The organism is Thioclava sp. FR2 (genome assembly GCF_051200875.1).
Lineage (GTDB): Bacteria > Pseudomonadota > Alphaproteobacteria > Rhodobacterales > Rhodobacteraceae > Pseudotabrizicola.
On sequence record NZ_CP195191.1, the window covers coordinates 3,469,267 to 3,482,795 of the forward strand.

The 13,529-nt window shown below is 61.9% G+C and carries 17 protein-coding genes; 6 read left to right on the forward strand and 11 right to left on the reverse strand.

Annotated features, from left to right (window positions below):
• Window positions 1–85: 85 nt before the first annotated feature.
• The 4 genes from ACSBLW_RS16775 to ACSBLW_RS16790 all read left to right on the forward strand — a co-directional run bounded on the left by ACSBLW_RS16775 (window position 86) and on the right by ACSBLW_RS16790 (window position 2,179).
• The gene (locus ACSBLW_RS16775; RefSeq protein WP_435257739.1) at window positions 86–436 is read left to right on the forward strand and encodes a hypothetical protein; all 351 of its coding nucleotides are present in this window, start codon (window positions 86–88) and stop codon (window positions 434–436) included.
• A gap of 62 nt (window positions 437–498) precedes the next feature.
• A complete protein-coding gene (rnhA, locus tag ACSBLW_RS16780; RefSeq protein ID WP_435257740.1) occupies window positions 499–966 on the forward strand; it encodes a ribonuclease HI in 468 nt (155 codons plus the stop codon).
• Window positions 963–1,619 carry a trimeric intracellular cation channel family protein gene (locus tag ACSBLW_RS16785; RefSeq protein WP_435257741.1) on the forward strand — a complete coding sequence of 219 codons (657 nt, stop codon included), beginning with the start codon at window positions 963–965 and terminating at the stop codon, window positions 1,617–1,619. Before rnhA ends, ACSBLW_RS16785 begins: the two co-directional genes overlap by 4 nt.
• Window positions 1,620–1,636: 17 nt before the next feature.
• Window positions 1,637–2,179: a transcriptional regulator gene (locus ACSBLW_RS16790; RefSeq protein WP_435257742.1), complete on the forward strand. Its 543-nt coding sequence runs from the start codon at window positions 1,637–1,639 to the stop codon at window positions 2,177–2,179.
• Here the strand turns inward: ACSBLW_RS16790 and ACSBLW_RS16795 are convergent.
• From ACSBLW_RS16795 to def (ACSBLW_RS16815), 5 genes are all read right to left on the reverse strand, one after another.
• The gene (locus ACSBLW_RS16795) at window positions 2,172–2,405 is read right to left on the reverse strand and encodes a GlsB/YeaQ/YmgE family stress response membrane protein (RefSeq protein WP_435257743.1); all 234 of its coding nucleotides are present in this window, start codon (window positions 2,403–2,405) and stop codon (window positions 2,172–2,174) included. The two genes, ACSBLW_RS16790 and ACSBLW_RS16795, sit on opposite strands and share 8 nt — an antisense overlap.
• A gap of 75 nt (window positions 2,406–2,480) precedes the next feature.
• Window positions 2,481–3,374, reverse strand: coding sequence for a methionyl-tRNA formyltransferase (gene fmt, locus ACSBLW_RS16800; RefSeq protein WP_435257744.1), 894 nt, complete (start codon window positions 3,372–3,374; stop codon window positions 2,481–2,483).
• The gene (def, locus tag ACSBLW_RS16805; RefSeq protein ID WP_435257745.1) at window positions 3,371–3,874 is read right to left on the reverse strand and encodes a peptide deformylase; all 504 of its coding nucleotides are present in this window, start codon (window positions 3,872–3,874) and stop codon (window positions 3,371–3,373) included. The genes fmt and def (ACSBLW_RS16805) overlap by 4 nt, the downstream gene beginning before the upstream one ends.
• The gene (gene def, locus ACSBLW_RS16810; RefSeq protein ID WP_435257746.1) at window positions 3,871–4,377 is read right to left on the reverse strand and encodes a peptide deformylase; all 507 of its coding nucleotides are present in this window, start codon (window positions 4,375–4,377) and stop codon (window positions 3,871–3,873) included. The genes def (ACSBLW_RS16805) and def (ACSBLW_RS16810) overlap by 4 nt, the downstream gene beginning before the upstream one ends.
• Before the next feature lie 2 nt (window positions 4,378–4,379).
• The gene (def, locus tag ACSBLW_RS16815) at window positions 4,380–4,901 is read right to left on the reverse strand and encodes a peptide deformylase (RefSeq protein WP_435257747.1); all 522 of its coding nucleotides are present in this window, start codon (window positions 4,899–4,901) and stop codon (window positions 4,380–4,382) included.
• A gap of 176 nt (window positions 4,902–5,077) precedes the next feature.
• Between def (ACSBLW_RS16815) and ACSBLW_RS16820 the strand changes: the two genes are divergently transcribed.
• Both ACSBLW_RS16820 and ACSBLW_RS16825 read left to right on the forward strand, forming a co-directional pair.
• On the forward strand, window positions 5,078–6,250 hold the full coding sequence (locus ACSBLW_RS16820) for a MalY/PatB family protein (RefSeq protein ID WP_435257748.1): 1,173 nt from the start codon (window positions 5,078–5,080) through the stop codon (window positions 6,248–6,250).
• Window positions 6,247–6,780: a L,D-transpeptidase family protein gene (locus tag ACSBLW_RS16825; RefSeq protein ID WP_435257749.1), complete on the forward strand. Its 534-nt coding sequence runs from the start codon at window positions 6,247–6,249 to the stop codon at window positions 6,778–6,780. Before ACSBLW_RS16820 ends, ACSBLW_RS16825 begins: the two co-directional genes overlap by 4 nt.
• Before the next feature lie 78 nt (window positions 6,781–6,858).
• Here the strand turns inward: ACSBLW_RS16825 and ACSBLW_RS16830 are convergent, their stop codons facing one another.
• From ACSBLW_RS16830 to ACSBLW_RS16855, 6 genes are all read right to left on the reverse strand, one after another.
• On the reverse strand, window positions 6,859–8,805 hold the full coding sequence (locus ACSBLW_RS16830) for a vWA domain-containing protein (RefSeq protein ID WP_435257750.1): 1,947 nt from the start codon (window positions 8,803–8,805) through the stop codon (window positions 6,859–6,861).
• The gene (locus ACSBLW_RS16835) at window positions 8,802–9,341 is read right to left on the reverse strand and encodes an RNA polymerase sigma factor (protein WP_435257751.1); all 540 of its coding nucleotides are present in this window, start codon (window positions 9,339–9,341) and stop codon (window positions 8,802–8,804) included. The genes ACSBLW_RS16830 and ACSBLW_RS16835 overlap by 4 nt, the downstream gene beginning before the upstream one ends.
• 110 nt (window positions 9,342–9,451) lie before the next feature.
• Complete coding sequence (locus ACSBLW_RS16840) at window positions 9,452–9,940, reverse strand: peptidoglycan-binding domain-containing protein (protein ID WP_435257752.1); 489 nt, start codon at window positions 9,938–9,940, stop codon at window positions 9,452–9,454.
• A 154-nt stretch (window positions 9,941–10,094) separates the two neighbouring features.
• Complete coding sequence (locus tag ACSBLW_RS16845) at window positions 10,095–11,684, reverse strand: 5-guanidino-2-oxopentanoate decarboxylase (protein WP_435257753.1); 1,590 nt, start codon at window positions 11,682–11,684, stop codon at window positions 10,095–10,097.
• The gene (locus tag ACSBLW_RS16850) at window positions 11,681–12,862 is read right to left on the reverse strand and encodes a pyridoxal phosphate-dependent aminotransferase (protein ID WP_435257754.1); all 1,182 of its coding nucleotides are present in this window, start codon (window positions 12,860–12,862) and stop codon (window positions 11,681–11,683) included. The genes ACSBLW_RS16845 and ACSBLW_RS16850 overlap by 4 nt, the downstream gene beginning before the upstream one ends.
• Window positions 12,859–13,509 carry a TetR/AcrR family transcriptional regulator gene (locus ACSBLW_RS16855; RefSeq protein ID WP_435257755.1) on the reverse strand — a complete coding sequence of 217 codons (651 nt, stop codon included), beginning with the start codon at window positions 13,507–13,509 and terminating at the stop codon, window positions 12,859–12,861. The genes ACSBLW_RS16850 and ACSBLW_RS16855 overlap by 4 nt, the downstream gene beginning before the upstream one ends.
• Window positions 13,510–13,529: the final 20 nt, after the last annotated feature.

Genomic DNA, 13,529 nt, shown 5'->3' on the forward strand with positions numbered 1-13,529 from the left:
TGCCAAGTGGCCCCTGTCATCCGGTTGTCTTGATTTTAAGCAATCTTGAAGCAGACTTGTCAGCATGGGGGCGCCGGAGGCCAAGATGTTGGAATATTTGCCAAACGAAATTCGTGAAGGTCTGGACACGGCTCGCAAGGCGCAGGCCAAGCGGAAGTCACGCCTGCGGGTTCAGGTCGGCGAAGCGGTGTTCCCGATCCTGCGCTTCTGGCATGATGGTTTTGCCTTGGATGCCGAACTCACCCCCAATTTGCGTGGCTTGGTCGATGTCTACGATGGCAGCCGCCATATCTTCCAATGCCTGATCGTCGCGTCATCGCTTGAAAACGGTGAAATCGTTTGTGAATTCAAACGGTCGACGGCTGTGCTGGACAAGGCGCCACTAGACTTCTGGCGTGAAGAAAACGTCCCGACGGCGCTGCTTCCAAAGAACTGATCGACATCCTTCGATTGACCTTTCCCAGCCGTCTTTCTATCCCCAAGGGGACAGGAGACGTGATGCCGGAACTTTTCGCTTATACTGATGGGGCTTGCTCTGGAAATCCCGGTCCTGGGGGCTGGGGCGTGCTTCTGATCGCAAAAGAGGGCGATGCCATCTTGAAAGAGCGCGAGTTGTCGGGCGGGGAAGGCGAAACCACCAACAACCGGATGGAGTTGATGGCCGCAATTTCTGCGCTGGAATCCTTGACGCGGTCCAGCGCGATCACGGTGGTCACCGATAGCGCCTATGTGAAGAATGGCGTGACCGGCTGGATCCACGGCTGGAAGCGTAATGGCTGGCGGACGGCAGACAAAAAGCCCGTCAAGAATGCAGAACTTTGGCAGCGGCTGGATGAGGCGCAGTCCCGGCACCGGGTCGAATGGCGCTGGATCAAGGGCCATGCCGGGCATGAGGAAAACGAACGCGCCGACGCCTTGGCCCGCGCTGGAATGGCCCCGTTCAAGCCCGCAAAGACACCGTCATGACGGCGGTCGAGGGACTTCGCGCGCTTCTTCCGTTCTTGGATTATGCCAGTGTTGCGATCTTTGCCCTGACAGGGGCCCTTGTGGCCAGCCGGGCGCAACTGGATATCGTTGGGTTCATCTTCATCGCGTTCCTGACAGCCGCGGGCGGCGGCACCTTGCGCGATGTGATGTTGGACCGGGCAGTGTTCTGGATCGTCGATTCTTGGATGCTGGCGGTGGCGGCAGCAGCTGCAATCGCGGTTTTCTTCTCTGCCCACCTGCTGGAAAGCCGCTATCGTGCGATCCTGTGGTTTGATGCCTTTGCCTTGGCGGTCGCGGTGCCCGCGGGTGTTGCAGCGGCCTTGTCACAATCCATGGGGTGGCCTGTGGTGTTGGTCATGGGCATGGTGACGGGCTGCATGGGTGGCCTGATGCGTGATGTGGTCTGTAACGAGGTGCCGCTGGTCCTGAAACAGGGCGAACTCTATGTCTCCTGCGCCTTTGCGGGTGGCCTTGCGGCGATGGTCGCCTCGATGCTGGGGGCTGAAGGTGGGATTGCCCTGCTGATCTGCGCCGTTGTGACCTTGGGTTTGCGGTCGGGAAGTCTGGTCTTCGGCTGGAAATTGCCGGTTTACAAGGCGCAGCCCCCGCGAACGAACCCGCCGAAACGATAGGGCCTTTTCCCGACCTTATGTTCGATTATGCTGCACCTATGCCGCGCAGAAAGATCATTCCGGATACCGAGGTTTTCGCCCTTGTTCGAACCCTTCTGAACGAAGGGGGAGACAAGGCCGTGGCCTTTGGTCCCGTCGCCCGGGCTTCTGGTCTGGCGGCGTCCACATTGGTTCAACGATTTCAATCCCGCGATGCGATGGTGCAGGCGGCGCTGAATGACGGCTGGGACAGGCTGGACGAAGCCTGTGCAGCGGCTGAGGCAAATGCGCCAACGAATGCCAAGGGCGCGTCGGCTTTCCTCAAAGAGGTTGGGGCCGCGACAGCAGATGGCTCGACCCTTGCGCTTTTGGCGGCCGACTTTCGGGATCCTGTTTTGCGTGACCGTGCCGCGGCATGGCGCGCCCGGGTCGAAACCGCCCTCGCGGTCCGTCTGGGTGGCGGGGAAAAAGGGCGCGAGACCGCGGCCCTGATTTTTGCAGCATGGATGGGGCAAGTGTTTTGGCAACCGGCCGGCGGCAAGGCCTTCAAGCTGAAAGACCTCTTTCGCAGGCTTACTTGACGTAGGTTTTCCAGACCCAAATCAGCAGCATCGCGCCCAGTATCGCACCGATAAAACCCGCGGCCCAGCCCGTCAGCATCATCAGAAAGCGCAAGGTAAGCCCGCCGATCAAGGCACCCCCAACGCCAATGGCGACCGTGGTGGGAACATCGGTGTTTACCTTCATGATCCGCGTGGCCAGAAATCCGGCAGCGGCCCCGATGACGATAAGCGCAAGAATGGGCATAACGGTCCCCCTTTTACGCCTTCAATATGGGGGGCTTTATGCGCCCTGTGAACCGCCCTTGGCTGAAAAACGTTGTCACAAACGTTCTGGCAGCGTCATGCCTTTCAGCAAATCGGCTACGGCCATCGGGCGCTTGCCTTCGCGCTGGGCTTCCAAGATCTCGACAGCACCCTTGCCGCAGGCCACGGTAAAGCCCTGCAAGACCTGCCCCGGCGCGCCTTCGCCATGACCCAGACGGGATTTCAGCAGTTTTACCCGCTCGCCCGCAATCTCGACCCATGCGCCGGGAAAGGGGGACAACCCACGGATCTGACGATCCACAACTTCGGCACTCTGGCTGAAATCTACCCGCGCCTCGGCTTTGTCGATCTTTTGCGCATAGGTCGCGCCGGCCTCGGGCTGTGGGTCTGGGCGCAGGTCGGCAAGGCGGTCCAGTGCCTCGACGATCAGCGCGGCCCCCATGACGGAAAGCCTGTCATGCAATTCGCTGGTCGTCTCTTCAGGCCCGATTGGTGTTGCCTCGCGCAAAAGGACCGGCCCGGTATCCAAACCGGCTTCCATCTGCATGATGCAGATCCCGGTTTCCGCATCGCCCGACATGATCGCGCGATGGATGGGCGCGGCTCCTCGCCAGCGGGGCAACAGGCTTGCATGAATGTTCAGGCAACCAAGGCGCGGCGCATCCAAAACCGGCTGCGGCAAGATCAGGCCATAGGCCACAACCACAGCCACATCGGCACCCAAGGCTGCAAACTCGGCCTGATCCTCGGGCGATTTCAGCTTGGCAGGGTGGCGCACGGGCAACCCAAGGTCCAACGCCTTGCGGTGGACGGGCGTCGGCCTTTCAGCCTTTCCCCGACCCGCAGGGCGCGGCGGCTGAGTATAGACTGCAACAACCTCGTGCTTTTCCGCCAAGGCCTCCAGAACCGGAACCGAAAACTCCGGCGTGCCCATGAAGACCACCTTCATACGCGCTTCCTCAGCTTGTCGGCCTTGGCAATCAACATCTTCCGTTTCAGCGACGACAGGTGGTCAAAATACATCTTGCCCGCCAGATGGTCGATCTGATGCTGCACGCTTGTTGCCCAAAGCCCCACGAAATCGCGCTCTTCTATCTCGCCTGCCTCATTCAGGAACCGCACCGTCACGGCACGCGGGCGTTTGATTACTGCCGAAACGCCGGGAAGATTGGGGCTTGCCTCTTCGTGCTCGCGTAACTGCACGCTGGCATGAAGCACTTCCGGATTGGCAAGCCGCACCACCTTGCCCCGCTCCTCCGAGCAATCGACGACAGCCAACCGCAGCGGCACACCGATTTGCACAGCGGCCAGACCATAGCCCGGCATGGCTTCCATCGTATCCACCATGTCGGTCCAGATGGCGCGGACCTCATCGGTGATCTCGGTCACATCCTTTGCGGGCGTTTTCAGAACGGGATTGGGCCAAGGCAGGCAAAGGCGGGCAGTCATGTTCGGGTCCGATCTGCGTAAACGGCTTCGGCCATCCGACGGGCCTCGAGGCCAAGCCGGTCAAAGGTCACGATACCCTCTAGGTGGTCATATTCATGCTGGGCGCAAATGGCGGCAAAGCCGGTCAAATGCTCTTCGTGTTCGGCGCCAGACAGGTCAGTCCAAGCCAGCCGGATTTCGGTTGCTCGGGCCACATCTGTCACCACCTCGGGGATAGAAAGGCAGCCCTCTGGGCCAGTCGCCGCAGTGTCCGACCGCCACAGAATGCGTGGATTGACGCAGATCACCGGGGCTTTCGGACCCTCTTTCCAGCCAATATCCATTACGAAGACGCGCTTTGCGACGCCGACCTGCGGCGCGGCCAAGCCGCGTCCGGGGGCTGCATACATCGTCTCCAGCATGTCATGGGCCAATTGCGCAACTGAGGGATCGCGTGGGTCGACCGCTTCGCAACGGGTTGAAAGCCGCGCATCCGGCCAAAAGACGATCGGCAGCACGGCCATCGTCAGGCCTGCGCCTGACGCGCCCGCTCGCGCTTTAGTTTTTCCATCTTGCGGGTGATCATCTGCCGCTTCAGCGGGCCCAGATAATCAATGAACAATTTGCCATCCAGATGGTCGATCTCGTGCTGGACACAGGTCGCCCACAGTCCTGAAAATTGCTCTTCCTGCGGTTTGCCGGTTTCATCGACCCATTCTACACGCACCTCTGCCGGGCGCTTCACCTCGGCGTACTGGTCGGGGATCGACAGGCAACCTTCTTCGTAGACGCCCAAATCTTCTGAGGCCCAAGTGATCTTTGGGTTCACCAGTACCATGGGACGCGGTTCGCCCTCTTTAACGCAATCCATCACCAGAATGCGCTTCATCACGCCAATCTGTGGCGCAGCCAGCCCGATGCCCGGCGCGTCATACATCGTTTCCAGCATATCCTTGGCCAAAACGGCCAAGTCAGCATCAAACTCGGTGACAGGGTCACAGAGCTTCTTGAGGCGGGGATCAGGATGGATAAGTATAGGTCGGATCATGGGCAAGATTTACGGCGGAGCCCGAATTTTCGCAAGGGCGGCAACGATCAATCAAAATGTTCCAAATAAAGCCAAAAACAAGGAACAGTGTTCCATATTGAATTATTGATTTGGAACGATATCCCGTGATATCAGCTCGAAATAGAAATTCTGACTTTCAGGACTGCAGGTGAGCCATGAGCTTTGATGAACAGATCGACCGTTTCGGAACCCATTCGGTGAAATGGGACATGATGAGCCGCCTTTACGCGGTTCCGGCCGACAAGGGCTTGGCGATGTGGGTCGCCGATATGGACTTTCGCCCGCCCCATTGCGTGCAGGAAGCGGTCGAGAAGATGGCGACGCATGGCGTTTATGGCTATTACGGCGATGACGCGAGCTATCTCGAGGCGATCCGCTGGTGGATGCAGACCCGCCACAACTGGGCCATCGACCCGAAACACATCTTCACCACCCACGGGTTGGTCAACGGCACCGGACTGGTGGTGAACACCTTCACCCAACCGGGCGATGGCGTCGTGCTGATGACGCCGGTTTACCACGCCTTCGCGCGCACGATCAAAGCCGCTGGCCGCAAGGTGGTCGAGTGCCGCCTGAAACTGGCCTCAGGCCGGTACGAGATGGATTTCGACGCTTGGGACGCCCAGATGACGGGGAACGAGCGGATGCTGATCCTCTGCTCGCCACACAATCCGGGTGGCCGTGTCTGGACCAAGGAAGAACTGCGCGCCACTGCCGATTTCTGCAAGCGCCATGACCTGATCCTTGTCTCGGACGAAATCCACCACGATCTGGTGATGCCCGGTCACAAGCATCACGTCATGCCGAATGTCGCGCCCGATATCGCCGACCGGTTGGTGATGATGACGGCGGCAACAAAGACCTTCAACATCGCGGGCTGCCATACGGGCAATGTCATCATCGCTGATGATTCCCTGCGTGCCCGTTTTGCAGCGACCATGATGGGACTTGGCATTTCGCCAAACTCCTTTGGCCTGCATATGGTCGAGGCGGCCTATTCGCCGGAAGGTGCGGCTTGGGTGGATGCGCTGAACCTCTATCTCGACGAAAACCGCAGGCTCTTTGATGCGGGAATTGCGTCCATTCCGGGGCTCAACTCGATGCCGCTGGAAGCCACCTATCTGTCTTGGGTGAATTTTGAGGCCACGGGCATGACACCAGCCGAATTCAAGGGTCGCGTGGAAAAAGGCGCCCAGATCGCCGCGAACCATGGCGAGACTTTCGGTTCGGGCGGCGAAACCTTCCTGCGCTTCAATATCGCAACCCCGCGTGCGAATGTAGAAACCGCGGTTCAGCGCCTGCAAAAGGCCTTCTCTGACCTGCAATGATGCGGCTGGCCCGTCTGGTCTGGCTTCTGCTATTGGCGGCACTTTTCGGTGCCGCCCTTTTCTTTCTGCGCCCGATCGAGCCGCCCGTGCCACCGGACAGCCCGCTTCACGGCCAGATCGAGCGCATTGTTGTGGAAAAGGCCGCGCGACGACTGACGGTCTGGCAAGATGGCAAAGTGGTGCGGAATTGGCCCATCGCCCTTGGCTTTGCACCCGAAGGCGACAAGGTCAGGCAGGGCGATGGCAAAACCCCGGAAGGCACCTTCCGCATCGACCGCCGAAATGACCGGTCCGCCTTTCATCTGTCTTTGGGGTTGGACTATCCGCAGCCCGCGGACCGGGCGCGGGCAAAGGCCGGGGGGTACAGCCCCGGCGGCGATATCATGATCCACGGCCAGCCCAATTCCGTTCCCGAGGACATGAAAGTGAGAGGGGACTGGACGGCCGGATGCATCGCCCTGACCAATGCCCAGATCCGAGAGCTCTGGCAGGTGGCACGGCTTGGCACAGTGGTCGAGGTCAGGCCCTAGGCCGCGGCCGGGCGCTGTCCAATTTTCTTGCAAGAAAATTGGGAGCACCCGGCGGAAAGGTCGTACGTGTTTCTGCGCCTATCGCGCCAGATCGCGGGCCAGACGCATCAGGTTGATCGCCTCGATCCGATAGCCATAGGGGTCCGCACCCCGACCACTTTCGGCCAGTGCAATCGCCTGATCCCAGCCCCAATCGCCCAGATAGACCGACCCGCGCAAAATCTGGCCAAAGCCCGCAATCGCCGCCGCAAACCGCGCATCTTCATCGGCCTCGGCCCCCGCAAGGACCGGCGTCTCGATCAATTGGCTCTGGTCCTCTCCCGGCGCTTTGTAGCGCAGGCGCAGGAAACCAAGCTCTTCGCCCTCCGACGCCGGCGCCACGCTGTCGGCCGCTGCCCCTGCGCCATAACGCAGCGGGTCATTCCTCAGGGCCGGACTGCCGGGGGCGGTGATCTCGTACAAGGCCGTCACCTGATGGCCCGCTCCGATTTCACCCGCATCCACGCGGTCATTGTTGAAATCCTCGCGCATCAGCGCCCGCGTCTCATAGCCGATCAGCCGGTATTCCGCGACCAAGGCCGGGTTCCATTCCACCTGTATCTTTACGTCATCGGCAATCGGGAACAGCGCCCCCGACAGCTGATCGACCAGCACCTTCCGCGCCTCTTGCAGCGTGTCGATATAGCTGGCCGTTCCATTGCCGTTTTGGGCAAGGGCCTGCATCGTGGCATCATCCAGATTGCCCCGGCCAAAGCCCAGCACCGAAAGATAGACGCCGCTGTCACGCTGGCGGGCGATATAGGCCTCCAAGCCATCGGGATCGGAAATCCCCACATTGAAATCGCCATCGGTGGCCAGCAAGACACGGCTGACCTCACCCTCTGCCGCCATCTTTTGCGCCAGTTTATAGGCCAGTTCCAACCCCTCGCCGCCTGCCGTTGCCCCACCAGCCGAAAGCTGATCCATCGCCGCCAGAATGGCTGCACGGTCACTCGCTGGGGTGGGCGGCAGCACCTCGCCCGCCGATCCGGCATAGGCGACGATCGCCACCTGATCCTCGGGCCGCAAATCCGCCAGCATCAAGCCCAAGGACTGCTTCAACAGAGGCAGCTTCGCCGGGTCCTCCATCGAGCCTGAGGTGTCAATCAGCCAGACAAGGTTCAAAGGCGGACGATCCACGACAGCAGGCAAACGCCCCTGCAGAGCAATCCGCACCAATTGCGTGCCTTCATTCCATGGCGTCGGCAGCACCGAAACCAAAGGCCGGAACGGCGCCTCTGCCCCATCAGGGGCCGGATAGGCATAGGGGAAATAGTTCACCATTTCCTCAACCCGCACAGCCTCCGGGTCTGGCAGCGTTCCAGAATTCAGCCAATTGCGGACAATGGCATAAGAGGCCGTGTCGACATCCACCGAGAAGGTCGAGACCGGCTCTTCTGCCGTTATCTTCACCGGGTTCGCGGCCTGATTCGCATAGGCCTCGGTCGAGGGTTCCGCCAGCACCTGCCCCGGTTCCGGCATCATCGCCATTTCCGGGGCCGCAACGACCAAAGCCTCCGGCTCCATCGCAGCATCCGCCATCACTCCCGAATTGGGCGTGGCCACCTTGCGCGCTGCCGGCTCCGGGGCGGGCGCTGGAACAGCCTCCTCCGCCAATGTCGCAACAGCCTCTTCCTTCTGCGCCTCATCCAGCACCCTGCTCACCTCCGCCGGGCCACGCAGCGCGCGCAGGTCTAGATTGGGCAAGACGGCCAGCGTCACAAGCCCCAGCGCCGCGACCGAAGTCGAGGCAGTCAGGATCGGTCTCAGTTTCAAACCAGCGATCATGTCGGTCAGCCTTTCCACAAGCCCCGCCCTTGCTGGGCGGTCAGACTTGGGACGCAGAGCAGAGGCTGATCCTTGGGCCAAAGGCTCCAGTTTATCGAATTCCGCCATGGCGCGGGCCAAGGCTTCTTCACGCGCCGCCGCACGCGGTGCGGGGGCGGCCTTCAGCCCGGCCTTCAGGGCGTCAAACTCATCCGTCATCGCATCGCCTCCTCGGCGGCCATGGCCTTCAACTTTTTCTTCACCTCAGACATGCGCCAGGCAATCGTGCCTTCCGAAAGGCCCAAGACTGCGCCGGCCTCGGCTTGCGTCAACTCTTCGCCCAAGACCAAGGCCACGGTCTCACGCAGCTCTGGCGACAGTCGCGCCATGGCAGCGGTCAGCCAATCCTGCGCCTCACGCTCGACGGCCATTTCATCCTGCCGCGCCTTTTCCCAATCGCCCCAGCCATCGGCGGCTTTCGACCGAACAGCCGCGCGACGGCGGGCATCATGCGCGGCATTGACGACCACGCGATAGAGCCAAGTGGTGAATTGCGCCTCGCCGCGAAAGCCCTGCAGGCGGCGAGGCAGAGAGGCGCAGACATCCTGCGCCAGATCTTCGGCCTCGGTCACATTCCCCGTCAGCCGCCAGCACAGCCCATGAATACGGTCATAATGGCGCTGAACCAGCACGCCAAAAGCTGCACGATCACCGCCAGCAGCGGCCAAGGCAAGGGTGGAGTCGGGTGTATCCATCAGCATCACGCTATTTCAGACGCAAGCGCCCGCTCAATCCTTGGAGGTTTCGCAAAAAAATCCCCGACTCTTTTGCAAGAGCCGGGGACGCACTCGTTACACTACCTCGGTCAGGCCAGCAGGCTGTCATAGACTCCATAGCTGCCGGCGATGGTGCTCAATTGACGCTCGCCCGATGTGTCGCGGGCATAAGCCACAATGGCGCGATAGGTGGCTGGGCCAAACGCCCCGTCAATCGCGCCGCTGTAATAGCCATAGGCGCGCAGGCGCGACTGGATCGCACGGCGTTCCGCAGGCGAGAAGCTGGCGAAAGCGCGGGCGGCGTTGGTCGAATAGACCGAGCTGGGCGAGCCCACGACTGCCCCAGTATCCGGGGCCGGGTGATGTGGGCGGTACACCGGCTGCGGTGCCGGGGCAGGGGCCGTGCGGGGATGGGCGCGGCCCTGATTGATCAGCGCACCAACGATCAGGGTCGCGGCAACGCCCTTCAGGAAATTGCGTTCATTGCGGCCCAATGCCTGTGCCGGGGCAGCGGCAGACAGGGCGATGGCAAGCGCGGTAACAGAAGCAACAACAGTGGATTTCGCAGAGAGCAGCATAACGGGTTTCCTTTCCCTCGGTGTGCCGGGGGCAAGCAGAGGACCCCGCGGCGTTTCGATGGGACAGATGTGGATGAACCCGTCGCGCTAGGCAAAAACGCGCGCCTGCTATCAGATAGCGAAAGCGAAAACAAAGACTTAGGCGGTGCGATTTTTAAGAGGGCAGGTTTGCAATGGCCCGCACTTCAATCAGGCTGGGCCCGCTTCCAGCCCGTTTCAACGATTGGAATAGGGCTTCTGGCTCTGCCGGAACCGATTGGAAAGGCAGGTCACAGCTTTCCGCGAATCCCTTCATCTTCAGCGGAGAGGGGGAACAGCCAATGACTTCGGTCCCCGCCCCGGCCATCGCCTCGGCGATCTCGCCAAAGGCCGCGTTGTTCCAGACGACAAAGGTGATCGGCAGGTGCTCATCCACCGCTGTCCGCAATTCGCCGGGGCTGAATTGCAGCCCGCCATCGCCAACCAGACAAATCACCCGCGCCCCCGGCGCCGCCAGGGCCGCACCAATGGCGGCCCCCGGCCCAAAGCCCAAAGCGCCAAAACCTGTTGCGGCGTTGAACCACCCGCTGGGGCGGTCATGGTCGTAATACAGGTTCGCGGCGTAAATCGGCTGCGTCGAATCCCCGACGATAATGGCGCCGGGGCAGGCCGAGCGGATCGCCTCGACCATCGTCAACCTTGCCGGCATCGCCGCGTCCAGCCGCGCCAGTTCTTCCAGCGCCGCCTTCCGGGCGCTTTTGGCGCGCGCGGCCCCATCGCCCGCCGGGCGCGTCGGCAAACCCGCCAACAATGCCGGGATCGCGGCGGAAACGGTGGCGCGGACTTTCACCGCCGCAGCGTGGCGATCCAACTGCTCGGTGCTGCAATCCACACGGATCATGCCGGAAAGATCGGGCAAGCCGCCGCGCACATACATATCGTAATCCGTTGGCCCAAGCTCGGTGCCCAGTGCCAGCACACAATCCGCCTCGGCGATCAGGTCGCGCACGGCATCAAGGCTGGGCGAGGCAGGCACGACCAAGTCATGACCATGCATCGCACCCCGTGCATTCACAGTCTGCACCACTGGCGCGTCCAATCGCTCGGCCAAATCCTGCACTCCCTGCGCGGCATGGCGCGTTCCACCTCCGGCAAGGATCACCACCCGCTTTGCCGTGGCCAGCCGCTGGCAGGCGGCCGCAATTTCGCCTTCGGAAATCACATCTGTCCGAAGATCCGCCCCCCCAGAGAGTTCCGCCGCAGGCATTGGCATGACATCCGTCGGCACTTCGATATGAACCGGCCCGGGTCTGTCAGCGAACAGCGCCGCAAAGGCCGCATCCAACACCGGCTCCAACTCCTCTGGCGCCGAGATCTGGAAACTGGGGCAAAGCGCCCGCACCATTGCTTGCTGGTCAGGCAATTCATGCAGGCATCCCCAACCCTTGCCCAAGGTTGCCCGCCGATTGACGCCCGAGATCACCAGCATCGGAATTGAATCCGCCTTGGCCTGTCCCATCGCGGTCAGCGCATTGGTCAACCCCGGCCCGGTGATGACAAAGGCCACCCCCGGCTTGCCGCTCACCCGTGCATAACCATCGGCCATGAAGGCCGCGCCTTGTTCGTGGCGGGCGGTCACATGGCGGATCGGACTTCCGGAAAGGCCCCGATACAACTCTACCGTATGTACGCCCGGAATGCCAAAGACGACCTCGACCCCGCGTGCCGCAAGCCCCTCAACCAGACGTTCCCCAACCGTTTTCATGCCGCCACCCGCTGCTTGGCAAATTCTGCAATCGCTTCGGCCGCTTCGGCCAGTTCCGCGTCGGGCCGCGTCAGGCTGACCCGCAGCCAGCCCGCCAAGCCATTGCCGAAACTTTCGCCCGGCATCACCGCCACCCCGGTCCGCGCCAGCAAATCCAGCGCAAAGCGCTCGCCGCTCATCCCGCTGGCCCGCACATCAATCAGCGCGAACATCCCTGCTTCGGGCCGATGAACCCGCAAGCCGGCCACGCCCTCCAGCGTTTCATACAGGCTGTCAGCCCGCCGCTTGAACCGTTCGGCCATGCCCCCCGCCACGTCCGACGGGCTGGCCAAGGCGGCTGCCGTGGCATCCGCCAGAAACGGCTGATTGCCGAACAGCATGGTTTCGGCCAAGGGCAGGGCGCGCGAGATGAACTCTTCCGGCCCCACGCACCAGCCCGACCGGAACCCCGGCGCGGCATGAGATTTGGAAATGGATGCCGCCGCCACCGTCCGGTCGGCAAATTCTGGGAAATCCAGCGGCGAGGCAAAGCTTACGCCCGGAAAGACCAGATCCTCATAGACCTCATCCGACACGATCCAAAGATCATGTTCCACCGCCAATTCGCCCAAGGCCCGGATATCGTCCTTGGTCAGCACAGCGCCCGATGGGTTGTGCGGGCTGTTCAGGAACAAAACCCGCGAGCGCGGCGTAATTTTCGCCGCGACATCCGCCGCCTGAAGCCGAAAGCCATGCTCGGGCGACAGCTGCACCGGAACCATTGTTGCCCCGCTGGCGCGGATCACGCCCTCATAGGTCGCATACATCGGATCGGCGACCAGCACCTCGTCGCCAGCATCGGTCAGGGCCGCCAGCAACAGGAACAAAACCGTCTGCGTGCCCGGCAGGGCCAAGAATTGCTGTGGCGTAAAGGGCCTGCCGCGTCGCTGGCTGTAGCGCGCCGCCAGAATGCGCAAAAGCCCCGCTTCTCCGCGGCCATTGCTGTATCCGGTTCGACCTGCCTCCAGCCCCCGCACAGCCGCGTCGATCAGGATTTGCGGGGTGGCCACATCCGGCTCGCCAATCGTCAGTTCAATCACGCGCCGCCCTTCGGCCTGCAACTTGCGGGCCTCGAAATGCACGGCCCATTTTGCCCCGCCCAAACCAGCAAGGCGTTCGGTGACACTGGCGTATTTCATGGTGTTGGTCCTTGCTGGCTCGTTTCGTTAAACTCTGCGGGGTCAATCCCCAGTATGGCCGCAATGGCGCTTTTGCCGATGCGCTCGATCTCGCCCTCGGCAAAACTCGCGGGCAAGGCGCCGCCCTCCAGCCACAAGCCGTCAATCACGGCATTGCAGGCAATCGCCAGTGCATGGGCCGTTGCCGGGTCCGATTTGCCCGGCAATTTCTCGATCAGGCTTTGCAACAGGTTTCGATAGGCCAGATAGGTCGCCTCATGCACCTCGCGCATGTCCGGGTCATTGTGCACCATGTGCAGAAACCCCGCCCACAGCCGTATGCGCGTGCCGTCCATCACAGGTGGCCGCAAGCTGGTCGAGATAACAGAGGCCAAGGCCCGCACCGGGGTGTCCGCCGCTTCGGCAGCGGTCTGGCTTTCCTTTGTCATCCGCTCCATCAGCGAAAGGTAGGCCGCGCGGGTCAGCTCTTCCTTTGATGTAAAGTAATGCCGGATCAGGCCCGGCGTGATGCCGGCATGCTCGGCAATGGCGCGCACGGTCGCGGCCCGTGGCCCACCTTCGGCCATCAGGTCAAGCGCCGCCTGAATCAACGACTCGCGGCGCGTCTCTTCCGGCTGACGCTGAAAGCTGCGACGTTCCTTTGGCACGATCTGCCTCGCCCTTCGTT